The organism is Variovorax sp. MHTC-1 (assembly GCF_003984645.1).
Classification (GTDB): Bacteria; Pseudomonadota; Gammaproteobacteria; order Burkholderiales; family Burkholderiaceae_C; genus Variovorax.
The window spans coordinates 32,045-54,064 of record NZ_RWKI01000020.1; the positions used below are offsets into that span (position 1 = coordinate 32,045).

Annotated in this window: 22 protein-coding genes; 11 read left to right on the plus strand and 11 right to left on the minus strand. The window is 68.3% G+C overall.

Going from position 1 to position 22,020, the window contains the following annotated elements:
• The first annotated feature begins 1 nt into the window (after position 1).
• Positions 2–1,675: a thiamine pyrophosphate-binding protein gene (locus EJI01_RS23395; RefSeq protein WP_126839530.1), complete on the plus strand. Its 1,674-nt coding sequence runs from the start codon at positions 2–4 to the stop codon at positions 1,673–1,675.
• Positions 1,676–1,899: 224 nt separating this feature from the next.
• Here EJI01_RS23395 and EJI01_RS23400 read toward each other — a convergent pair whose 3' ends face one another.
• From EJI01_RS23400 to EJI01_RS23420, 5 genes are all read right to left on the minus strand, one after another.
• The gene (locus EJI01_RS23400; RefSeq protein WP_126839531.1) at positions 1,900–3,051 is read right to left on the minus strand and encodes an ABC transporter substrate-binding protein; all 1,152 of its coding nucleotides are present in this window, start codon (positions 3,049–3,051) and stop codon (positions 1,900–1,902) included.
• Between the two features lie 122 nt (positions 3,052–3,173).
• Positions 3,174–5,144, minus strand: coding sequence for a penicillin-binding protein 2 (gene mrdA, locus EJI01_RS23405; RefSeq protein WP_126839532.1), 1,971 nt, complete (start codon positions 5,142–5,144; stop codon positions 3,174–3,176).
• A 52-nt stretch (positions 5,145–5,196) separates the two neighbouring features.
• Positions 5,197–5,718 (minus strand): rod shape-determining protein MreD, encoded by a 522-nt coding sequence (gene mreD, locus EJI01_RS23410; RefSeq protein ID WP_126839533.1) that lies wholly within the window; start codon positions 5,716–5,718, stop codon positions 5,197–5,199.
• Positions 5,715–6,677 (minus strand): rod shape-determining protein MreC, encoded by a 963-nt coding sequence (gene mreC / locus EJI01_RS23415; protein WP_126839534.1) that lies wholly within the window; start codon positions 6,675–6,677, stop codon positions 5,715–5,717. Before mreC ends, mreD begins: the two co-directional genes overlap by 4 nt.
• A gap of 64 nt (positions 6,678–6,741) precedes the next feature.
• Positions 6,742–7,785 (minus strand): rod shape-determining protein, encoded by a 1,044-nt coding sequence (locus EJI01_RS23420; protein WP_028249609.1) that lies wholly within the window; start codon positions 7,783–7,785, stop codon positions 6,742–6,744.
• 205 nt (positions 7,786–7,990) lie between these two features.
• On the opposite strand from EJI01_RS23420, the gene gatC reads away from it, so the two are divergent.
• Genes gatC through gatB form a run of 3 tightly spaced genes read left to right on the plus strand, consistent with a single transcriptional unit; the run spans position 7,991 to position 11,257 of the window.
• On the plus strand, positions 7,991–8,290 hold the full coding sequence (gene gatC / locus EJI01_RS23425) for an Asp-tRNA(Asn)/Glu-tRNA(Gln) amidotransferase subunit GatC (RefSeq protein ID WP_093104238.1): 300 nt from the start codon (positions 7,991–7,993) through the stop codon (positions 8,288–8,290).
• Positions 8,287–9,777 carry an Asp-tRNA(Asn)/Glu-tRNA(Gln) amidotransferase subunit GatA gene (gene gatA, locus EJI01_RS23430; RefSeq protein ID WP_126839535.1) on the plus strand — a complete coding sequence of 497 codons (1,491 nt, stop codon included), beginning with the start codon at positions 8,287–8,289 and terminating at the stop codon, positions 9,775–9,777. Before gatC ends, gatA begins: the two co-directional genes overlap by 4 nt.
• A 1-nt stretch (position 9,778) precedes the next feature.
• A complete protein-coding gene (gene gatB, locus EJI01_RS23435; RefSeq protein WP_126839536.1) occupies positions 9,779–11,257 on the plus strand; it encodes an Asp-tRNA(Asn)/Glu-tRNA(Gln) amidotransferase subunit GatB in 1,479 nt (492 codons plus the stop codon).
• 19 nt (positions 11,258–11,276) lie between these two features.
• Here gatB and EJI01_RS23440 read toward each other — a convergent pair whose 3' ends face one another.
• Positions 11,277–11,933, minus strand: a complete 657-nt coding sequence (locus EJI01_RS23440) for a DUF4124 domain-containing protein (protein WP_260602629.1) — start codon at positions 11,931–11,933, stop codon at positions 11,277–11,279.
• A 23-nt stretch (positions 11,934–11,956) separates the two neighbouring features.
• Positions 11,957–12,658 (minus strand): orotate phosphoribosyltransferase, encoded by a 702-nt coding sequence (pyrE, locus tag EJI01_RS23445; protein WP_126839538.1) that lies wholly within the window; start codon positions 12,656–12,658, stop codon positions 11,957–11,959.
• Positions 12,659–12,671: 13 nt separating this feature from the next.
• Between pyrE and EJI01_RS23450 the strand changes: the two genes are divergently transcribed.
• Positions 12,672–13,475 (plus strand): exodeoxyribonuclease III, encoded by an 804-nt coding sequence (locus EJI01_RS23450; RefSeq protein WP_126839539.1) that lies wholly within the window; start codon positions 12,672–12,674, stop codon positions 13,473–13,475.
• Here EJI01_RS23450 and EJI01_RS23455 read toward each other — a convergent pair.
• Positions 13,465–14,361, minus strand: a complete 897-nt coding sequence (locus EJI01_RS23455) for a LysR family transcriptional regulator (protein WP_126839540.1) — start codon at positions 14,359–14,361, stop codon at positions 13,465–13,467. The two genes, EJI01_RS23450 and EJI01_RS23455, sit on opposite strands and share 11 nt — an antisense overlap.
• Before the next feature lie 69 nt (positions 14,362–14,430).
• Between EJI01_RS23455 and EJI01_RS23460 the strand changes: the two genes are divergently transcribed.
• The gene (locus EJI01_RS23460; protein ID WP_126839541.1) at positions 14,431–15,696 is read left to right on the plus strand and encodes a flavin-dependent oxidoreductase; all 1,266 of its coding nucleotides are present in this window, start codon (positions 14,431–14,433) and stop codon (positions 15,694–15,696) included.
• Positions 15,697–15,724: 28 nt separating this feature from the next.
• A complete protein-coding gene (locus EJI01_RS23465; RefSeq protein ID WP_126839542.1) occupies positions 15,725–16,687 on the plus strand; it encodes a tripartite tricarboxylate transporter substrate binding protein in 963 nt (320 codons plus the stop codon).
• Positions 16,688–16,772: 85 nt separating this feature from the next.
• Here the strand turns inward: EJI01_RS23465 and EJI01_RS23470 are convergent, their stop codons facing one another.
• Positions 16,773–17,393 (minus strand): SDR family oxidoreductase, encoded by a 621-nt coding sequence (locus EJI01_RS23470; RefSeq protein WP_126839543.1) that lies wholly within the window; start codon positions 17,391–17,393, stop codon positions 16,773–16,775.
• 106 nt (positions 17,394–17,499) lie between these two features.
• Positions 17,500–17,943, minus strand: coding sequence for a nuclear transport factor 2 family protein (locus EJI01_RS23475; protein ID WP_185879030.1), 444 nt, complete (start codon positions 17,941–17,943; stop codon positions 17,500–17,502).
• Between the two features lie 112 nt (positions 17,944–18,055).
• On the opposite strand from EJI01_RS23475, the gene EJI01_RS23480 reads away from it, so the two are divergent.
• The gene (locus EJI01_RS23480; RefSeq protein WP_126839545.1) at positions 18,056–19,039 is read left to right on the plus strand and encodes an NAD-dependent epimerase/dehydratase family protein; all 984 of its coding nucleotides are present in this window, start codon (positions 18,056–18,058) and stop codon (positions 19,037–19,039) included.
• 41 nt (positions 19,040–19,080) lie between these two features.
• Here the strand turns inward: EJI01_RS23480 and EJI01_RS23485 are convergent, their stop codons facing one another.
• Positions 19,081–19,914, minus strand: a complete 834-nt coding sequence (locus tag EJI01_RS23485; protein WP_126839546.1) for a M48 family metallopeptidase — start codon at positions 19,912–19,914, stop codon at positions 19,081–19,083.
• Positions 19,915–19,950: 36 nt separating this feature from the next.
• Here EJI01_RS23485 and EJI01_RS23490 point away from each other — a divergent pair, with 36 nt between their 5' ends.
• The 3 genes from EJI01_RS23490 to EJI01_RS23500 are packed head-to-tail and all read left to right on the plus strand — an operon-like array spanning position 19,951 to position 22,019.
• Entirely contained in the window at positions 19,951–21,282 is a 1,332-nt protein-coding gene (locus EJI01_RS23490; protein WP_126839547.1) for an AmpG family muropeptide MFS transporter, read from the plus strand.
• A gap of 24 nt (positions 21,283–21,306) precedes the next feature.
• Positions 21,307–21,579: a FitA-like ribbon-helix-helix domain-containing protein gene (locus EJI01_RS23495; RefSeq protein WP_126839548.1), complete on the plus strand. Its 273-nt coding sequence runs from the start codon at positions 21,307–21,309 to the stop codon at positions 21,577–21,579.
• Positions 21,576–22,019 (plus strand): type II toxin-antitoxin system VapC family toxin, encoded by a 444-nt coding sequence (locus EJI01_RS23500; protein ID WP_126839549.1) that lies wholly within the window; start codon positions 21,576–21,578, stop codon positions 22,017–22,019. Before EJI01_RS23495 ends, EJI01_RS23500 begins: the two co-directional genes overlap by 4 nt.
• Position 22,020: the final 1 nt, after the last annotated feature.

Genomic DNA, 22,020 nt, shown 5'->3' on the forward strand with positions numbered 1-22,020 from the left:
CATGACCGCTTCGCGCACCGGCGGCCGAATCCTGGTCGACCAGCTCATCACTCACGGCGTCCAACAACTCTTCTGCGTGCCGGGCGAGAGCTTCCTGGCCGTGCTCGACGCGCTGCACGACGCCTCGATCGAGGTCACCGTGTGCCGCCAGGAAGGCGGCGCGGCCATGATGGCCGAGGCGCAAGGCAAGCTCACCGGGCGCCCCGGCGTCTGCTTCGTGACGCGCGGCCCGGGCGCTACCAACGCGGCGGCCGGGGTGCACATCGCGCACCAGGACTCGACGCCGCTGCTGCTCTTCGTCGGCCAGGTGGCGCGCGGCGCGCTGGGCCGCGAAGCCTTCCAGGAGCTGGACTACGGCGCGGTGTTCGGCACCATGGCCAAGTGGGTGGTGCAGGTCGACGACGCCGCGCGGCTGCCCGAACTGGTGTCGCGCGCCTTTCATGTCGCCACCTCGGGGCGACCGGGCCCGGTGGTCATCGCGCTGCCTGAAGACATGCTGACCGAAGCGGCTGCGGTGGCCGATGCGCTGCCCTACGCGGTGGCCGAGACCTACCCCGGCGCGGCGCAGCTGGCTGAATTGCAGCAGCGCCTGGCGGCGGCGCAGCGGCCGGTGGCCATCGTCGGCGGCAGCCGCTGGTCCGAGGCGGCGGTGCAGCACTTCAGCGCTTTCGCCGAGGCCTTCGCCCTGCCCGTCTACTGCTCGTTCCGGCGCCAGATGCTGTTCAGCGCCGACCATCCCTGCTACGCCGGCGACCTCGGCCTCGGTGCCAATCCGCGCTTGCTGGAGCGCATCCGCCAGTCGGACCTGATCCTGCTCGTGGGCGGACGCTTGTCCGAAGTGCCGTCGCAAGGCTACGAACTGCTCGACATCCCGTCGCCGAAGCAGGCCCTGGTGCATGTGCACGCCGATGCGGACGAACTGGGCCGCCTGTACCGCGCCACCCAGGCGGTCCACGCGACGCCGCAAGCCTTCGCCCAGGCGGTGGCCGCGCTGCGCCCGGCGGCGCCGCCAGCCTGGCGCGGCGCTACCGCAGCGGCGCGCGAAGAATTCCTGCGCTGGAGCGACCCGACGCCGATCCGCATCCCGGGCCCGCTGCAGATGGGCGAGGTGATGCAGCACCTGCGTGAAGCCCTACCCGCCGACACCATCTTCTGCAACGGCGCCGGCAACTTCGCCACCTGGGTGCACCGCTTCTGGCCCTTTCGCGCCTTTGCCAGCCAGTTGGCCCCGACCAGCGGCTCGATGGGCTACGGCCTGCCCGCCGGCGTGGGCGCCAAGCGGCTGTGGCCGCAGCGCGAGGTGGTGGTGTTCGCCGGCGACGGCGATTTCCTCATGCACGGCCAGGAGTTCGCGACCGCCGTGCAGTATGGGCTGCCCATCCTCGTGGTGCTGCTCGACAACGCCATGTACGGCACCATTCGGATGCATCAGGAACGGCACTACCCGGGCCGGGTCAGCGCCACGCAACTGAAGAACCCCGATTTCCGCCGCTACGCCGAGGTGTTCGGCGGCCACGGCGAGCGCGTGGAGCGCACCGAGGAGTTCGCCCCCGCCCTGGCGCGCGCCCGCGCCAGCGGCCGGCCCGCCATCCTGCACTGCCTGCTGGATCCGGAGGCCATCACCCCCGGCAGCACGCTGCAGAGCATCCGCGCCGCGGCGCTTTCTGCCGACTGATGCCGGGCAGGGTTTCCTTTTGTTTCAGAGTGACGGGTAATCCCCGATGCACTGGCACGGTGCGCAACCTAAAGTCTCGCCACTCGCAAACGGGCCAGCCCGCAGCGCGGGGGACCGAGGAGACATTTTTCGAAGAATCAGAAGATCGATACAAAAGGCATCCGAACGAGATGCTGCTTGCTTGAAAAGGCGCCGCTGGTCGGCGCCTTTTCTTTTTGGGTTCGCTACTGGACCAGCTTGCCGCCGGCGCCGAACATCGCGAAGTCCACGAAGCGTGACGCCGTCTGGCCCCTGGCGCTGAAGTCGAGCGTGTAGCCGCCGACATCCACCGCCTTCGCCGAGGCCAGCGCGGCGCTCACGCCGGCCGCGTTGAGAGTGGTGGCGCCCTCCATCACCTTGACCAGCGCCTTGGCGGCGATGAAGCCTTCCATCGAGCGCGCCGAAAGATCCGGATCCTTGGAGGCCTGGCGCAGCTGCAGGTATTCGCGCACCACGGCGCGATCGCCCTGCTGCGGCAGAACGACCGAGAAAGCGTAGCCGCGCGCACGCTGCGGCCCGAGCGCCTTGAGCAGCGCATCGGTGTCGATGATCGACATGCCGTAGAGCATGCTGCCGGCCCCGCCGGCGGCCGCATACTGCTTGACGAATTCGATCCCCGCCGCCGTGGTCGCACCGAGAAAGACGACCTGCACCTTGGCCTTGGCGATCTCCGCCACGGCCTTCTCGACGGCCACCGTGTTGCGCGGATAGCCGGCGCGCACGACGAGCTGCAGGCCGTTCGCCTTGGCGGCCGCTTCGGCGCCGGCCAGCACGTCCTGGCCCAAGCCGTCGTCCTGGTAGAGCAGCCCCACGCGCTGCACGCCGACGGTGGCCAACTGGCTGAAAAGCCGCCCGACCTCGTCGTGGTAGCTGGCCTTCACCACGTAGATGCCCGGCGCCTGCGCCACGGTGCTGGCGCCCGAGACGGCGCCGATCATCGCCACGCCCTTTTGCACCAGCACGCCGTCTTTGGCGATGGCTTCGAGGTTGGTCGTGCCTACCGTTCCCAGCAAGGCCACCGGCGATTCGGCCGCGATGATCTCCCGCAAAAGGCGCACGCTTTCGGCCGCCTTTTGCGCATCGTCGCGGGTCACCAGCTTGACCGGCCGGCCACGCACGCCGCCCTTGGCGTTGACGGCGTCGAAGTACAGCTTGGCGCCGGCATGGATGGCCCGGCCGGTAACCGCCTGCGGGCCTGTGAATGGGGCAACTTGGCCGACGACGATCGGCTCGCCTGGCGCAGCAGCGCTCCAGTGAGCGCTTGCCAACAAGAAGACGGCCGCGCAGGCATTGCGCCAGCGCGCGAAACGGCGCCCGCCCTGATTCCCGATGCTCATGAGACCTTTCCGGCGTTGCCGCCGATGTCGTTTGGTAACGATTGTTTACAAAGGCCGAGAGCGTACAGGAGGGAGCAATCACCCTCGCGAACCTAGGGTTAACCCGTGAATCGATTGGGGCGTCAGGGCGCCGCTGCCGCGGCGGGGACGACCGGCCAAGCCATCTCGCTCGCCACGCGCGGCTTGCCGATCGGAGGGCCGGCCTTGCCGGCCTGCACCGCGGCCAGATCCTGTTCGTTGGGATACTGGTCGGCCAGCCAATAGTCGAACACGCGGCGCACGATCGGCGCGGCAGCCGCCGCGCCGAAGCCGGCGTTCTCGACAATGATCGCGACCGCGATCCTGGGCGCCTCCGCCGGCGCGTAGGCCGCGAACAGCGAGTGGTCGCGCTGGTGCTCCTCCAACGCCTTGGCGTTGTACTTCACGTTCTGGCCCAGGCTCATGGCCTGCGCGGTGCCGGTCTTGCCGGCTGAGCTGTAGGGGGCGCCCGCGAACACGCGCGTTCCGGTGCCGCCCTTGTTCACCGCGACCAGCGCATTGCGCACGATGTCGACGTTCTTCGGCAGGAAGCCCAGGTCCACGGCCGGCGGCTGCGGCAGTTGGGCCACCTCGCCCGTGAGCGTGTCCTTGATCGCCTTCACGAGATGCGGCCGGTGGTTGATGCCGCCGTTGGCCAGCGTGGCTTGGGCCACCGCCAGCTGCAGCATCGTGAAGCTGTTGTAGCCCTGCCCGATGCCGAGCGAGACGGTTTCGCCCGGATACCACTTCTTCATCTCAGGGCGCTTGTAGGCCTCGCGTTTCCAGGTCGTGCTGGGCAAGAGGCCGCGCACCTCGCCGTGCACGTCGATGCCGGTAATCTGGCCGAAGCCCAGCGGTTTCATGAAGTCGTGGATGGTGTCCACGCCCATCTCGACCGCGAGCGAATAGAAATAGGTATTGCTCGAATGCTGGATCGCGCGGTGCATGTCCACGCCGCCGAGGCCGCCCTCATGGCTGCGGAAGGTGTGGCCGCCGAAGGTGTAGAAGCCCGGGTCGTTGACCACGACGTTCGGCGCGCGCTTGCCGAGCTGCAGCGCGGCCAAGGCCATGAAGGGCTTGTAGGTGGAGCCCGGCGGGTAGGTGCCGCGCAGCGCGCGGTTCAGCAGCGGCTTGTCGAGCGACTCGTTGAGCGCCTGCCAGCTTTCGTGGTCGATGCCTTCGACGAACAGGTTCGGATCGAAGGTGGGCTTGCTCACGAAAGCCAGCACCTCGCCGCTTGTGGGGTCGATCGCCACCAGCGCGCCGCGACGCTCGCCGAACATGTCTTCCACTAGCTTCTGCAACTTGATGTCCAGCGAGAGCATCACCGTGTTGCCGGGCGTCGCCGGGTGGCTGGCGAGCCGGCGCACCGCACGGCCGCCGGCGGAGGTTTCCATCTGCTCGACGCCGGTCTGGCCATGCAGCGTCTTCTCGTAGCTCTGCTCGATGCCCAGCTTGCCGATGTAGTCGGTGCCCTTGTAGTTGGCCTGGTCTTCCTCGCTCCAGTCATCCATCGCAGTCTTCTCGCGCTGGTTGATGCGGCCGATGTAGCCGAGCGCATGGGAGGCGAGCTCACCGTTGGGATAGTTGCGGAACAGCCGGGCCTTGATCTCGACACCGGGGAAGCGGTAGCGCTGCGCCGCGAAGCGCGCGACTTCCTCGTCGCTCAGGCGCGTGCGGATCGGGATCGAATCGAAGCTGCGCGAATCCTCGCGCAGGCGCTTGAAGCGGCGGCGGTCGCGCTGCGACACCTCCACCACCTCGCCGAGGCTGTCGATGGTCTCTTCCAGGCTGCTGCCGACCTTCGAAGGCGTGATCTCGAGCGTGTAGGCCGAGTAGTTGGAGGCCAGCACGATGCCGTTGCGGTCGAGGATCAGGCCGCGGTTCGGCACCACCGGCACCACGGCCGTGCGGTTGCTCTCGGCCTGCTCCGCGAGGTCGTCGTGCCGCACCACCTGCAGGAAGAACAGGCGCGCGCCCAGGAGCCCGAAGGCAGTGAGTACGACCAGGCCGATCACGATCACGCGGCGCTTGAAGCGCGCGAGGTCGGCGGCGACGTTGCGGAGTTCGGTCATGGCGCGCGGAGCCTACGCCGCCGGAACGCGAAGAACAAGCCGAGTCGGCATGTCACAGCGGACGGTTGGCATCGGGCTCGGGCGTGCGGCGCTGCGGCGCGAGGAGCGCCAGGCTCACCAGCGGCCACAGGACGGTCTCGATGGCCGGCGAGATCAGGATCGTCCAGCCGGGGAAGATGCCGCCGCCGACCATCCGGATCGCGACTTCGATCAGGTGCGAAAGCGCGAACAGCGGCAGCACCTGCAGCGCCTGCGAGATCACCGGGTACCAGAGCAGGCGCCGGTGGATCATGATCGCGAAGAAACCGAGCATGGTGTAGGACAGCGCATGCTGGCCCAGCATGGCCGTCTGGTGCACGTCCATCAACAGGCCGAACATGAAAGCCGCGCCGATGCCGATGCGCGCCGGCTGGTGCACGCTCCAGAACACGATCACCAGCGCCAGCAGGTCGGGCGTCCAGGCGGCGCGACCCACCGGAATCATGTTGACGAGCAGCGCCGCGATGAGGCTGGCCCACATGAAGAGAGGACTGACGGGCAGCAGAAGCTGCTGCTGCCCGGGACGCATGATCATCGGGCGCGACCCTCCTTCTTGTCCGGCTTGGCGGCGGATTTGTCGCCCTTTTTCTTACCGGTCGCGGCATCCGCCGGCGCTGACGGCAGCGGCTTCGGTGCCTGCACGCCCGTGGGCGCCAGCACCAGCACATAGCGCGCGGCCGTCACATGGGCCAGCGGCACGCAGTGGATGCGCGCGAACGCGGAGTCGGCACGGCGCTCGATGCGGTCGATCTTGGCGACCGGCAGGCCCGGCGGGTAGACGCCGTCGACCCCGCTGGTGGTGAGCAGGTCGCCTTCCTGCAGGTCGGCACTGGCCGCCATGAAGCGCAGTTCGAGCCCGCCGCCGTGGGCGCTGGCATCGCCGAAGGCCACGCTGCGCGCGCCGGTGCGCACGTTCTGCACGGGGATCGACAGGTCGCGATCGATCACCAGCGTGATCTCGCTACTGAAAGGCTGGACCTGCGTGACCTGCCCGACCACGCCGTGCTCGTCGATCACCGGCGAGCCGGCCGCGATGCCGTTGGTGAGGCCCTGGTCGATGACCAGCTTGCGGGTGTAGGGGTCGGCGGCGTCATAGAGCACCTCGGCCGCGCGGCCTGGCGTCTGCGTGGTCTGGCGCAGTTCCAGCAGCGAGCGCAGCCGCGCGTTCTCCTGCGCCAGGGTGTCGGCCTGGCTCGCGCGTTCGGACTGCAGCGCGAGCGCCTTGCGGGCCTCCGCCTCCCTGCTTTGCGCGGTCTGCAGGTCTTCGAGATAGCGGCCGCCGCCCATCGCGAGCTGCACCGGCTTGAGCGCCAGCCACTGGATGGGATAGAGCACCGCGCCGATGCCCGCGCGCAGCGGCTGCACGATGTTGAAGCGTGCGTCGGCCACCATCAGGAACAGCGCGAGCGCGCTGAAGAAGATCAGCTTGCTGAGCGCCGAGGGTCCCTGGTTGAACAGGGGTGGCGCGGTGCGATCCAGCGTGCCCAGGGGCATGGTGTTTAGATATGAAAAAGCCGGCCGATGCTGACACGGGCCGGCCGGATGTGCAAAGTGTGCATCACTCGCTGGTGAATATGCTTCCCAACCTGTCCATGCGCTCCAGGGCGATGCCGCAGCCGCGCACCACGCAGGTCAGGGGGTCTTCGGCCACCAGCACCGGCAGGCCGGTCTCTTCGGCCAGCAGCCGGTCGAGATCGCGCAGCAGCGCGCCGCCGCCGGTCAGCATCATGCCGCGCTCGGCGATGTCGGCGCCCAGTTCGGGCGGCGTCTGCTCCAGCGCGTTCTTGACCGCCGAGACGATGTTGTTGAGCGGATCGGTCAGCGCTTCCAGCACCTCGTTGCTGCTGATGGTGAAGCTGCGCGGCACGCCTTCGCTCAGGTTGCGTCCCTTGACTTCCATCTCCTTGACCTCGGAACCCGGGAAGGCCGACCCGATGCTCTTCTTGATGACCTCGGCCGTCGGCTCGCCGATCAGCATGCCGTAGTTGCGGCGGATGTAGTTGATGATGGCCTCGTCGAAGCGGTCGCCGCCGACGCGCACGCTGCCCTTGTAGACCATGCCGCCGAGCGAGATCACGCCGACTTCGGTGGTGCCGCCGCCGATGTCGACCACCATCGAGCCGCTGGCTTCCGATACCGGCAGGCCGGCGCCGATCGCGGCGGCCATGGGCTCCTCGATCAGGTAGACCGAGGTGGCGCCGGCCGCTTCGGCGGCATCCTTGATGGCGCGGCGCTCGACCTGGGTCGAGCCGCAGGGCACGCAGATGATGATGCGCGGACTGGGCGTGAGCAGCGAGCGCGGGTGCACCATCTTGATGAACTGCTTGATCATCTGCTCGGTGATCACGAAGTCGGCGATCACGCCGTCCTTCATCGGGCGGATGGCCTCGATGTTGCCCGGCACCTTGCCGAGCATCGCCTTGGCTTCGCGGCCGACGGCCTGGATCACCTTCTTGCCGTGCGGACCGCCTTCGTGGCGGATGGCCACGACCGAGGGCTCATCCAGCACGATGCCCTTGTTGCGCGCAAAGATCAGGGTGTTCGCGGTGCCGAGGTCGATCGCGAGGTCGGTAGAAAAATACCGACGGAAAGCTCCAAACATTATGGAATCCTCTGGAGCACGGCATGCGCGCCGGCATGTCGTCGCCCTCTTTCTGGGTCTTTTTGGACGGGGGTGGTTGGATCGTTTTTGCAGCAAATGCCGCCGCGTTCGCGGGGGTTGCGGCAAAGGCGGGATAATACCCGAATCCCCTCTGTATCCCAGCGCTGGCGCACCCTTCCGACGTGTGGCGGCCCTTCTTTTTTCGATGTCACTCACTTCCTCCGATATTGCGCGCATCGCATCGCTCGCCAGGCTGGAGCTTGCACCCGACGAGAGCGAGCGCATGCTGGGCCAGATCAACGGCTTCTTCGAACTGGTCGAGCGGATGCGCGCGGTCGACACCGCCGGGCTGGAGCCGCTCGCCCACCCCGTCGCCGCCTTCGAGGATGTGACGCTTCGGCTGGCGGAGGACGTTGCGAGCGAACCGAACCGGCGCGAGGCCAATCAGCGCAGCGCGCCGGCGGTCGAGAACGGCTTGTTCCTGGTGCCGAAGGTGATCGAATGAGCGGCGCGGATCTGCACAGAATGGGCGTGGCCGAATTGGCCACGGCACTGCGCGAACGCAAGGTGTCTGCGGTCGAGGCCGCGCAGCACCACCTGGCTCGCATCAGGCAGCACCAGGACCTCGGCAGTTTCGTCGCCCTCGACGAAGAGGTGACGCTGGCCCGGGCCCGCGCCGCCGATGCCCAGCTCGCCGCCGGCGGCGCCCCGGCCCTGGCCGGCGTCCCGATCGCGCACAAGGACATCTTCGTCACCGCCGATTTCCCGACCACCGCGGGTTCGCGCATCCTGGCCGGCTACCGCTCGCCCTTCGACGCTACGGTGGTGCGCAAGCTGGCCGAGGCCGGTGCCGTGACGCTTGGCAAGCTGAGCTGCGACGAGTTCGCGATGGGCTCGGCCAACGAGAACGTCGCGGTGCCTGCGGTCGGCTTCGACCAGGCCGTGCCGGTGCGCAACCCCTGGGACACAACGCGCATTCCCGGCGGCTCCTCGGGCGGCAGCGCCGCCGCGGTGGCCGCGCGACTGGTGCCGGCCGCGACCGGCACCGACACCGGCGGCTCGATCCGCCAGCCGGCCTCCTTCTGCGGCGTGACGGGCATCAAGCCGACCTACGGCCGCGCCTCGCGCTACGGCATGGTCGCCTTCGCCTCCAGCCTCGACCAGGCCGGGCCGCTGGCGCGATCGGCGCAAGACTGCGCGCTGCTGCTGTCGGCCCTGTGCGGGCCGGACCCCGAACGCGATTCGACCTCGCTGGACAAGCCGGCAGAAGACTTCTCGCGCACCCTGGGCGATTCGCTCGAAGGGCTGCGCATCGGCGTGCCGAAGGAGTTCCTGGGCGAAGGCGTCGCCCCCGGCGTGCGCGCGGCCATCGATGCCGCGCTGGCGGAATACGAGAAGCTCGGCGCCCGTCGCGTCGAAGTCACGCTGCCGCGCACCGAGCTGTCGATCCCCGTCTACTACATCATTGCGGCGGCCGAGGCCTCGAGCAACCTGAGCCGCTTCGACGGCGTCAAGTTCGGCCATCGGGCCAGGAACTACCGCGATCTGGCCGACATGTACGCCAAGACGCGCGAGGAAGGCTTCGGCGACGAGGTCAAGCGCCGCATCATGATCGGCACCTACGTGCTCTCCCACGGCTACTACGACGCCTACTACCTACAGGCGCAGAAGGTGCGCCGCATGATCGCCGACGACTTCCAGCAGGCCTTCGCGCAGTGCGATGTGATCGCCGGGCCGGCCGCACCCACGGTCGCCTGGAAGCTCGGCGAGCACGGCGGCGACCCGGTGGCCGATTACCTGGCCGACATCTTCACGCTGCCCGGCTCGCTCGCCGGCCTGCCCGGTATGAGCCTGCCTGTGGGCTTCGACGGCGGCATGCCGGTCGGCCTGCAATTGATCGGCAACTATTTCGGCGAGGCAAAGCTCTTGAACGCGGCACACCGCTTCCAGCAAGCAACGGATTGGCATCAGCGCGCGCCGGAGGGCTTTTGACATGAACTCCTTCGAACAGATGCAGGAAGGCCGCCCGACCGGGCCGCTGGTGCAAGGCTACGAAGTCATCATCGGCTTCGAGACCCATGCCCAGCTCTCGACCGCGAGCAAGATCTTCAGCCGCGCTTCCACCGCCTTCGGCGCCGAGCCCAACACTCAGGCCTCGCCGGTCGACCTCGCGCTGCCGGGCACGCTGCCGGTGATGAACAAGGGCGCGGTCGAGCGCGCCATCAAGCTCGGGCTCGCGCTCGGCTCACAGATCGCACCGCGCAGCGTGTTCGCGCGCAAGAACTACTTCTACCCCGACCTGCCCAAGGGCTACCAGATCAGCCAGTACGAGATCCCGGTGGTGCAGGGCGGATCGGTCACCTTCTTCCTGGGTGACGAGAAGAAGACAGTGCGCCTGGTCCGAGCCCATCTCGAGGAAGACGCCGGCAAGTCGCTGCACGAGGACTTCGTCGGCCAATCGGGCATCGACCTCAACCGCGCCGGCACGCCGCTGCTGGAGATCGTGACGGAGCCCGACATGCGCTCTACCGCCGAGGCCGTAGCCTATGCGCGCGAGCTGCACAAGATCGTGACCTGGATCGGCATCTGCGACGGCAACATGCAGGAAGGCAGCTTCCGCTGCGATGCCAACGTCTCCGTGCGCCGGCCCGGCCAGCCGCTGGGCACGCGGCGCGAGATCAAGAACCTGAACAGCTTCAAGTTCATGCAGCAGGCGATCGACTACGAGATCCGCTGGCAGATCGGCGAGATCGAGGACGGCCGCGCGATTCAGCAGGCCACGGTGCTGTTCGATCCCGACACCGGCGAGACGCGCGCCATGCGCACCAAGGAAGACGCGGCCGACTACCGCTACTTCCCCGATCCGGACCTCCCGCCGCTGGCGATCGCGGCCGAATGGATCGAGCGCGTGCGCGCCGACATGCCGGAGCTGCCGCGCGCGATGGCCGAGCGCTACGTGCGCGAGCACGGCCTGTCGGACTACGACGCCACGCAGCTCACCCAGAGCCCCGCGCTCGCCCGCTACTTTCAGAGCGCGGTGGCCGCCGGTGCCAACGCCAAGCTGGCCAGCAACTGGATCACCGGCGAGATCGCGCGCCGTCTCAAACTGCAGGACATCGCGATCGACGAAGCGCCGGTGACGGCCGGGCAGCTCGCGAAGCTGATCGAGCGCATCGGCGACGGCACGTTGTCGAACAACGCCGCGCGCCAGGTCTTCGATGCGCTCTGGACCGGCGAGGGCCAGGACGCCGACCAGCTCATCGAAGCCAAGGGCCTGAAGCAGATGAGCGACGCTGGCGCCCTCGAGAAGATCATCGACGGCGTGCTGGCCACCAACCAGAAGAACATCGACGAGTACCGCGCCGGCAAGGACAAGGCTTTCAACGCGCTGGTCGGCCAGGTTATGAAGGCCAGCCAGGGCAAGGCCAACCCGGCGCAGGTGAATGCGCTGCTGAAGGCGAAGCTGGGTTAAGTAAACGAGGGGCGCGGGCTCAGCGCGCCGAGGTCGCGGGCGCATTGCCCGCCCACAGCGGCTTGAGGCGCCCGCGCTCCTCGTCGAAGCGCGCGTTGACGCGCTTCTTCTCGTCTTCCTGGTCGCCGATGAAGCGGTTCTGCACCGCGACGCTCTTGCCGTTGTCGTCCAGCTTGCGGCGCAGCGAGTCCGGCGCCTTGCTGACATCCTTCTTGTAGAACTCGAGTTCGTCGTCGATCTTCTTGCGCTCCTCGGACAGCTCGCCGAGGCGCTTCTGGGCGGCAGCGATCACCGCATCGATCTGGACCAGGGCCTCGGCGCGTTCGCGGTCGTGCGCGGTGGCGTTGGGATAGCGGATCAGGAGCGCGCGTTCGCGGCGGCGCTCTTCGATCACGCGTGCCGCCTGCAGTTGCGCCTGGCGCTCGCGCTCCTCGCGCTCGGCCAGTTCGCGCGCCGTGTAGGTGGGTTCTATCTTGCGCCGCACGCCGCCGCTCGGGCTGAGTTCGCGTTGTTCGCGATCGCTGCAGTCGGCGATCGGGCGGTCGGAAGTGAGGGTGCGGCCGCGGGCATCGACGCAGCTGTAGATGCCGGAGCTCGCGGCCGGCGCCGATTGCGCAGAAACAGCACCAGCCGCCGCCAGCAGGAGGGCCAGAGAAGCGATGTGTATGCGCGCCAACGTCGGTCCTTCAGACAGTGGATTCAACCCGCGCCGTAGCGCGCCCTGTATGCCAGCACTCCCTCCCGGTAGGCGCTCAGCTCGTCGTCCGCGCGCCCCGAGAGGTAATGTAACAAGTCGTCGAGCGTGGCGATCGCCACCACCTGCAGACCGAGCTGATTACGGACATATTGCACGGCGCTGTGCTCCACGTCGACGCCGTTCTCGGTCGCCTTCTCCTGCCGGTCCAGCGCGATAGCCACCGCATGCGGCGTGGCCCCGGCGCTGCGGATGGCGGCGATCGACTCGCGCACCGCTGTGCCGGCCGACATCACGTCGTCGACGATCAGCACCCGGCCCTTGAGCGGCGCGCCGACCAGCGTGCCGCCCTCGCCGTGGTCCTTGGCCTCCTTGCGGTTGTAGGCGAAGGGCACGTTGCGGCCGCGCCGGGCGAGCTCGGCGGCGACCGTTGCGCCGAGCGGGATGCCCTTGTAGGCCGGGCCGAAGATCATGTCGAAGTCCAGCCCGCTGGCGATCAGCCGGTCTGCATAGAATTCGGCGAGCCGCGCGAGCTTGGCGCCGTCGTCGAACAGGCCCGCGTTGAAGAAGTAGGGGCTCATGCGGCCGGCCTTGGTCTTGAACTGCCCGAAGCGCAGCACTCCCGATTCGAGCGCGAACTGCACGAAGGCCTGCGCCAGCGCACCGCCCTCGCCCACTCCTCCAACTTCTGCCACCTCTTCAGCCATCGGGAACGTCCTTGTGTTCAAACTGACCAGCCTCAACCTCAATGGCCTTCGTTCGGCCGCGACCAAAGGCGTCGCCGACTGGGTTGCCGAACTGGCGCCGGATTGTATTTGCATGCAGGAGATTCGCGTCCAGGCGAGCGACATCGAAGGCCGTTTCGAGGCCATGGCCGGTCTCAAGGGCCACTTCCATTTTGCGGAGAAGAAGGGCTACGCCGGCACTGCGGTTTACACCAAGCACGAGCCCAGCGAGGTCGTGGTGGGCTGGGGCGACTCCGAGTTCGATGCCGAAGGCCGCTACCTCGAGCTGCGCTTCGACACGCCGGCGCGCAAGTTCTCGGTCATCAGCTGCTACTTCCCGAGCGGCTCCTCGGGCGAGGAACGCCAGGCCGCGAAATACCGCTTTCTCAAGGGCTTCTTCCCGCACCTGATCGCGCTCAAGGCCGAGCGCGAGTTCGTCCTTTGCGGCGACATCAACATCGCGCACAAGGAGATCGACCTCAAGAACTGGCGCGGCAACCAGAAGAACAGCGGCTTCCTGCCCGATGAGCGCGCCTGGATGACCCGGCTGCTCGACGCCGGGGCGGAAGGCGCGGGGCTGGTCGACGTCTACCGCATGCTCAAGCCCGACACCACCGACGAGGCTTACACCTGGTGGAGCAACCGCGGCCAGGCCTATGCCAAGAACGTGGGCTGGCGGCTGGACTACCACCTGGCGACGCCGAAGACCGCGGAGCTCGCGCGCAACGAGCAGATCTTCAAGACCATCAAGTTCAGCGACCACGCGCCGATCACGGTGGACTACGAGTTCACGCTGTAGCGAGCGCCACCTTCAACGCCTGGGTGAAGGCCTGCATGGCCTCCGTCTCGGCCGTGCCGCGCCGCGTGACGCGGTAGAAGTCGATGCCCACCTTCGGCTTGACCAGCAGGTCCGTGCGCACCCGGTGCCGCCGACAGGCCGCGAGCGCGAAAGTCGGCATCACGGCGGTGCCGAAGCCGGCCTCGACCATCGAGATCAGCGTGCCGAAGAAGTTGAAGGCCGGCCGCTCCGCATCCGCCCGCCCGATCGCGCCTAGGTGCACGTCGATGACCTTCTGGATCGGGTTGCTTTGCGGCAGCCCGAGCAGCGGCGCCGAGCGAAGCGAGGACCAGGGCACGCTGCCGAGCGGCGGCGCTTCATCCGTGCCGGCAGGCGCCACGCGCATCAGCTGAAACCGCCCCACGGGCTTGCGGCCGAGCCCGGGCGCCGCCTTGAAGAAGAAGCCCAGGCCCATGTCGGCCTCGCCGCCCGCCACCATCGCTTCGACGTCGCGAAGGTCGGCGTCGAAGAGCTTGAGCTGGATCGCAGGATGGCTCTCGCGGAAGCGGCCGAAGACCTGCGGCAGCAGGTTGGAAGACACCAGCGGCGTGGCCGCGATGCGCAGCGTCTGGCGCGCCTGGTCGCCTTCGGCGCCGAGATGGGCGGCCACGTCGTCGAGCTCGGTCAGCACGCGCTCGACGACCGGGAGCAGCCGCCGCCCCGCCGCGGTGAGAACGACCATGCGCGTGGTGCGGTCGAACAGGCGGCAGCCCAGCTGGCGCTCCATCTCGCGCACCAGCGTGCTGAGGCCGGCCTGCGTCATGTGCGCCTGCTCGGCCGCGCGCGTGAAGTTGCCGATGCGCGCGACATGCAGGAAGGCGCGCATCTGGCGAACGGACAAATTCATATGAATTCATGATAAATCCATACGACATCTAAATTTCACAGATGATCGTCGCGCCGGTCTAATCCGGCCATGAGCAGAGACAAGACAACCGAAGTGATCGTGCTGGGCGCCGGCATCGGCGGACTGACCCTGGCGCTGAGCCTGCACCAGGCCGGCATCGCCTGCCGCGTGTACGAAGCGGTGCCCGAACTCAAGCCGCTGGGCGTGGGCATCAACCTGCTGCCGCATGCGACGCGCGAGTTGAGCGAACTGGGCTTGCTGCCGGCGCTGGACGCGGTGGGCGTTCGCACGCGGGAAGCGGTGTTCTTCAATTCCCATGGCCAGCTGGTGTTCCGCGAGGCGGCCGGCACCGCGGCCGGCTACGACTGGCCGCAGTATTCGATCCATCGCGGCGACCTGCACACCGTGCTCTTGAACGCCGTCCGCGAACGCCTTGGCGCCGGCAGCGTGGTCTGCGGCCATCGCTGCGCCGGCGTCGACCAGGACGAGCGCGGCGTGACGGCGCGCTTCGCCGCGCCGGACGGCACGGCCCTGCCGGAGGTGCACGCATCGCTGGCCGTCGGCTGCGACGGCATCCACTCGGTGCTGCGCAAGCAGCTCTATCCGGACGAGGGCGCGCCGCGCTACTCGGGCGTCAACATGTGGCGCGGGACCGCGAAGCACAAGCCTTTTCTCTCCGGCGCGAGCATGGTGCGCGCGGGCTGGCTGGACCAGGGCAAGATGGTGATCTACCCGATCCGCAACGATGTCGACGCCGAAGGCAACCAGCTCATCAACTGGGTCGCCGAGATCCACGCGCCGCGGCCTGCGCTGCAGGACTGGAGCCGCGCCGGGCGGCTGGAAGACTTCCTGCCGGCCTTCGAGGGCTGGCATTTCGACTGGCTCGACGTGCCGGCGCTGATCCGCTCGTCCGACGCCATCCTCGAGTACCCCATGGTCGACCAAGACCCATTGCCGAAGTGGACGCACGGACGGCTCACGCTGCTCGGCGATGCGGCGCACCCGATGGTGCCGCGCGGCTCCAACGGCGCCGGCCAGGCCATCATCGATGCCCGTTTCCTCGCCGGCGCACTGCACAAGCTGGGGGTCGGCACCGAAGCGCTCGATGCCTACGACCGCGTGCGCGTCAAGGCCACCACCGAGGTGGTGCTGACCAACCGCAGCAATCCGCCCGACACCATCCTGCGCGAGGTGTTCCAGCGCTCCGGCGGCAAGCGCTTCGAGCGGCTGGAGGAGATCGTGAGCACCGAAGAATTGCAAGCGATCTCGGACAACTACAAGCGGGTCGCGGGCTACGACCCGGCCGCGCTGAAGGCGCGCCCTTCCTACCTTTGAACGACGATCGAAACAACGCGGAGACACCATGCACCAATTGACCAAGCTCCTCGCCACCCTGCTGCTGGCCGCCAGCGCCGCGGCCGCACACGCGTGGCCCGACCAGCCGATCACGCTGGTGGTGCCCTACACGCCCGGCACCGGCATCGATTTGATCGCGCGCCAACTCTCGGCGCGGCTGCCGGCCATCCTCGGCCAGCCGGTGGTGGTCGACAACGTGCCCGGCGCCAGCGGCAACATCGGCAGCGAGAAGGTGGCGCGCGCCAAGCCCGACGGCTACACGCTGCTGGTGCAGGTCAACACGCTGGTGATGAACAAGAGCCTCTACAAGTCGCTGGCCTACGACCCCGTCAACGACTTCACGCCGGTCTCGCTCACCTCCTGGGGCACGCTGCTGCTGGTCACCAACCCCAACGTGCAGAAGACCACTTCGGTCGCGCTGGTGGTCGCGGCGGCCAAGGCCAGCCCCGGCAAGTTCACCTATGCGACGCCCGGCGTCGGCACGCCGCACCATCTCTCGATGGCGCTGCTGCTGCAGAGCACCGGCACCGAGATGCTGCACGTGCCCTACAAGGGCACGGCCGGTGCGGTGACCGACCTCCTGGGCGGGCGCATCGACTACATGTTCCTGCCGGTGCACGTGGCGCTGCAGCACATCCAGGCCGGCAAGCTCAAGGCCATCGCGACCGGCAGCGACAAGCGCCTGGCGCAGCTGCCCGAGGTGCCGACCTTGGCCGAGGCCGGCATCCAGGGCGGCAACGTCGACATGTGGTACGGCGTGCTGGCGCCCAAGGGCACGCCGAGCGCGGTGGTGGCGCGGCTCAACAAGGAGATCGCGGCGGTCTTGAAGCAGCCCGAGGTCGCGGGCGCTTTCCAGTCGCAGGGCATGGTGCCCGCGAGCTCGACACCGAGCGAATTCAAAGACCTGATGAGCAAGGACACGCAGCGCTGGGCCGGCGTCGTTCAGCGTGGCGGCATCACGGCGGACTGAATGTCGATGTGGTCGCCGGCGAGCATATAGCGGCCTTGGTGAGCGCTCTGCCGGTTGTCAGCGACTACCGCCACGAGCTCCCTTTTCAGTGGGCGCTCGCTGTCGGGCGCACGATGATTTCGCTGGTGTCGACGTCCTCAGGCTTCTGCTCGATCGCAAAGGCGATGGACCGCGCGATGGCCGTGGGCGACTCGGTCGCGCCCGGCGAGATCACGGTGACGCGGATGTCGCCGCCCGCCTCCTGGCGCAGCCGTTCGGAGATCGCGTGCACCGCGAACCTCGAGGCGCAATAGACGAACTGCCCGCTGCCCTGCGCACGCATGCGCGGCAGGCCGGCCGCGATGCCATGCAGCACGCCGCGCACGTTGACATCGAGCATTCGGTCCCCCTCGTCGACCTCCCCTTCCTCCCGTGTCGACCGCGGCATCACGCCGGCGCTGTTGACGATCACGTCGACGCGGCCGAAGGCCTCGGTCGCCTCGTCGATGAAAGACTGCATGCTGGCGCGCCGCGTGACGTCGAGCGCCTGGTAGCGTGCCGAGCCGCCGGCCTCGAGGATCTCGTTGGCGAGCGCGTTCAGCCTGCCGATGCGGCGCGCGCCGAGCAGCACGCGCGCCCCGCGCTGTGCCAGGAGCCTGGCGGTGGCTTCGCCGATGCCGCTGCTCGCGCCGGTGATGGCGACGACTTTTCCTTCGATGCCTGTCATTTGCGTTCCTTGACTGCGGGGGAGTGGAACGAAGTCTAGGAACGAGGGGGCATCGGGCGGTAGCCGATTCGCCCGCGCTTCTTGCCTGATCCTGCAATACGCAGCTTCAGAGCACGGAGAGCGGTTCGAACGCGACGCCCTGGCCAGCCGCCCGCCTGATCGGCTCCGGATCGACGCCGGCACGCAGCGCGCGCAGCAGCGCGGTGTCCATGTAGACACGCTCCTCGGCGATCTTCCCGTCCCGGAGCCGAAACTTGTCGACACCGCGCCAGTCGAAGCGCTTGCCGCCGACTTGGCGCGTGCACTGCCATTCGATGATCACGACATCGCCGCGCGACGTCCAGTCCAGCAGCTGCCAGACGAGGTCGGGCGCGGCTTCGCGCTGCACCTCGTTCAAGCGGCCAAGCTCGGCACCGGCGACGGGGCGATCGACCAGCGGCGTGCGCAGCACCCCGTCCGGATGCCAGAGCGCGACAAAGGCCTCGCCATCCCTCGCAGCCCATGCGGCGGCGAATCGGGTGATGAAGTCCTGGATCTCTGCATCGGTCATGGTCAGGTCGCTTTCGTTGGAATGACGCAGCGATGATCGCGAAGCGCGGTGCGCTTGACCGGCCATATCCGGACATCATCATCCGTGCTCATGCATTCATGAAAGGTCCACCGTGAAGATTCTCGTGACGGGCAGTTCCGGCCATCTCGGCGAGGCCTTGATGCGCCGCCTGCAGCACACGGCGCATGAGGCCGCCGGCATCGACGTGCTGGCATCGCCCTTCACCCGCCACGTCGGCTCGATCAGCGATCGCGCCCTCGTGGCCCGCTGCATGCGGGGCGTCGATGCCGTGCTCCACACCGCGACGCTGCACAAGCCCCACGTCGCCACGCACAGCCGCCAGGACTTCGTCGACACCAACATCACGGGCACGCTGAACCTGCTGGAAGAGGCGGCGGCGGCAGGCATCGGCGCCTTCGTCTTCACCAGCACCACCAGCGCCTTCGGCCGTGCGCTGGCGCCGTCGCCGGGCGCGCCGGCGGCCTGGATCACCGAAGACGTGATGCCGGTGCCGAAGAACATCTACGGCGCCACCAAGGTCGCGGCCGAGGACCTGTGCGAACTGTTCCAGCGCCAGCACGGGCTGCCCTGCATCGTGCTGCGGACCTCGCGCTTCTTTCCCGAGGAGGACGACCAGCGGCATGTTCGCGAACGCTACGAGGATGCCAACGCGAAGGTCAACGAGTTTCTGCATCGCCGGGTCGACCTGGAGGACGTGGTCGAGGCGCATCTGCTCGCCATCGAGCGCGCGGCCGGGATCGGCTTCGGCCGCTACATCATCAGCGCGAGCTCGCCCTTCACGCGCGACGACCTGCAACTGCTGCGCACCGACCTGCCAGCGGTGGTGGCACGCCACGTGCCGCAGTTCGAAGCCGAGTACGCGCGGCGCGGATGGCGCATGTTCCCCGAGATCGACCGCGTCTACGTCAACGAGCGCGCACGCGCCGAGCTGGGCTGGCAGCCGCGGCATGACTTCCGCGCAGTCATCGAACGCCTGCGCACGGGCGGCGACCATCGCAGCGCGCTGGCGCAGGCGATCGGCTCCAAGGGCTACCACGCGACCGTGTTCGCCGACGGACCTTATCCGGTGGACTAGGCATCATGGTCGCTCGCTAGCCAAGCGAGCGACCATGATGCCTAGTTGCGCTTCGCCGCGCGGTAGAGCCCTTCGACCTTGGGCACGTTGGCTTCCAGCTTCGCGATGCGGTCGGGCCCGCTCGGGTGCGTCGACAGAAAGCTCAGCCCGCCCTGGTTCTTCGAGGCCTGCGCCATCTTCTTCCACAGCGAGACCGAAGCCTTCGGGTCGTAGCCGCCGCGCGCGGCGAGTTCGAGCCCGACCAGGTCGGCATCGGTCTCGTCGCTGCGGCTGAACTTGAGCGTGAGCAGCTGCGTGCCGGCCCGCGCCGCAAGATCGCCGGCTTGCCCGAGGCCCAGCAGCTGGGCCGTGATCGACAGCGCGGCGCCGGTGCCCGCGCTCTTGGCCAGGCGGGCCCGCGCATGCTCGCGCAGCGCATGCGCCATCTCGTGGCCCATGACCATCGCGACCTCGTCGTCGGTCAGCTTGAGCTGGTCGAGGATGCCGGTGAAGAAGGCGATCTTGCCGCCCGGCATGCAGAAGGCGTTGATCTGCTTGCTGCCGATCAGATTGAGCTCCCACTTCCAGCGCGCGGCACGCTCGTTCCATTGCGCAGCGAACGGGATGATGCGTGCCGAGATGGCGTGCAGCCGCTGCAGCTGCGGATGGCCCTCCGGGGCCAGCGCGCCCTTGGCCTTGGCCTGCGCCATCAGCTGGCCGTACTGCTGCACGCCCGCTTGCTCGACGTTCTCGGCCGGCACCAGATTGCGCGCCACCGAGGACTTGCCGACCTCGACCTGCGCGAGCGCCGGCGTCACCGCGGCCGCGCCCGCGGCCAGCAGAAATGCGCGGCGGGCCTGCCAGGTTCCGGAGCGAGAAAAGCAGCGCAAACACATGCGGGAATAATAAGAGAGCCCCAAAGACCCTCATTCATGTCCGCACCCCCGGCTGACGAAGCCTCCCCTGCCCTGCCTTGGCGCGACGCGCTCAAGGTTTATCTCGAACCGGCCACGCTGCGCATGCTCGCGCTGGGCTTCTCCGCAGGCCTGCCCTTGCTGCTGGTGCTCGGCACGCTGAGCTTCCGGCTGCGCGAGGCGGGCATCGACCGCACCACCATCGGCTACCTGAGCTGGGTCGGCCTGGCCTACGGCTTCAAGTGGGTCTGGGCGCCGCTGGTGGACCGGCTGCCGATCCCGCCGCTGACCACGCTGCTCGGGCGCCGCCGCGGCTGGCTGCTGCTGGCGCAGGCAATGGTGATCGCCGGCATCGTCGGCATGGCCTTCAACGACCCGCGCGCCGGGCTCGCGCCGCTGATCTGGTGCGCACTGCTGGTGGCTTTCGGCTCGGCCACGCAGGACATCGCGCTCGACGCCTTCCGCATCGAATCGGCCGCCACGCGCAAGCAGGCCGCGCTGGCGGCCGCCTACCAGACCGGCTACCGGCTCGCGATGATCTGGGCCGGCGCCGGCGTGCTGTGGATCGCGGCCTGGGCCGAGATCGCCGGCAGCGCGGGCTACCAGAATGCGGCCTGGAAAGCTGCCTACCTCGCGATGGCGGCCTCGATGGCGGTCGGCGTGATCACGGTGCTGCTGTCGCCCGAGCCGGTGCGCGTGGCGCTGCCGAAGGCGAAGAACGCGGCCGCGTGGCTGCAAAGCGTGCTGATCGAGCCCTTCGCCGACTTCATCCGCCGCTACAAGTGGCAGGCCGCGCTGATCCTCGCGCTGATCGCGGTCTACCGCATCAGCGACGTGGTGATGGGCATCATGGCCAACCCCTTCTATGTCGACATGGGCTTCACCAAGGACGAGGTCGCGACGGTCAGCAAGATCTACGGCGTGGTGATGACGCTGGTGGGCGCCTTCGTCGGCGGCGTGCTGTCGATGCGCTTCGGCGTGATGCGCGTGCTGATGCTGGGCGCAGTGCTGAGCGCCGCGAGCAACCTGCTGTTCGCCTGGCTCGGAACGCGCGGGCACGATCTCACCGGCCTGGTGCTGGTGGTCTCGGCCGACAACCTGGCCAGCGGCATCGCTTCGGCCGCCTTCATCGCCTACCTGTCGAGCCTGACCAACATCAGCTACTCGGCCACGCAGTACGCACTGTTCAGTTCGCTGATGCTGCTGCTGCCCAAGTTCATTGCCGGCTACTCGGGGGTCTTCGTCGATCACTACGGCTACGTCGCCTTCTTCGTCGGCACTGCGGCACTGGGCGCGCCGGTGCTGTTGCTGGTGGCGCTGGCCTCCCGAGCCTTCAAAACGGCGCCATAATGGCTCCGCACTGGAGGCATTCGCGTGGCCAATCTGTCAATCAAGGGCGTTCCTGACGATATCGCCGAGCGCCTGCGGCAACGCGCCGCACGCAACCACCGCTCGCTGCAAGGCGAGCTGATGGCCATCATCGAGCAGGCCGCCGGCGAGCCGAAGCCTGAGGCCGCCCACACCTTTCAGCGCGCGAGCAAGTCCATCGAACAGATCGCGGCCGAGCACCGCGCCCGTTTTCCGCAGCCCATCGCCAACGGCCCCGACGCGGTCGACATCATTCGCACCGAACGGGACGTCCGGTGAGCGCGCCGGCACCCGCTCCCCGCGCCACCGAACCGCCGGTGCCCTACCTGATCCGGCCACCGATGGTGGTCGACTGCAGCGCGCTCAGCGCCGTGCTGTTCGACGAGCCGATGCGCGATGCCTCGCTGGCACGCCTGGTCGGCCACAGCCTGCACGCGCCGAACCTGCTCGATCACGAGATCGCGAGCGTCGCGCTCAAGAAACTGCGACAGGACTGGCCCGCGGATTCCGTCGCGCTGGCGCTGGCCGACTACCGCGCCTACGACATCCAGCTGCACCCGGTCGATATCCCGGCGCAGTTCGCGCTGGCGCGGCGCTACCAGATCTCGGCCTACGATGCTGCCTACCTGTGGCTCGCGGCCGAGCTCCGCGCGCCGCTCGCCACCTTCGATCCCAAGCTCGCCGCCGCTGCCCAGGCGCACCTCAACGGCGCCCCTTGAG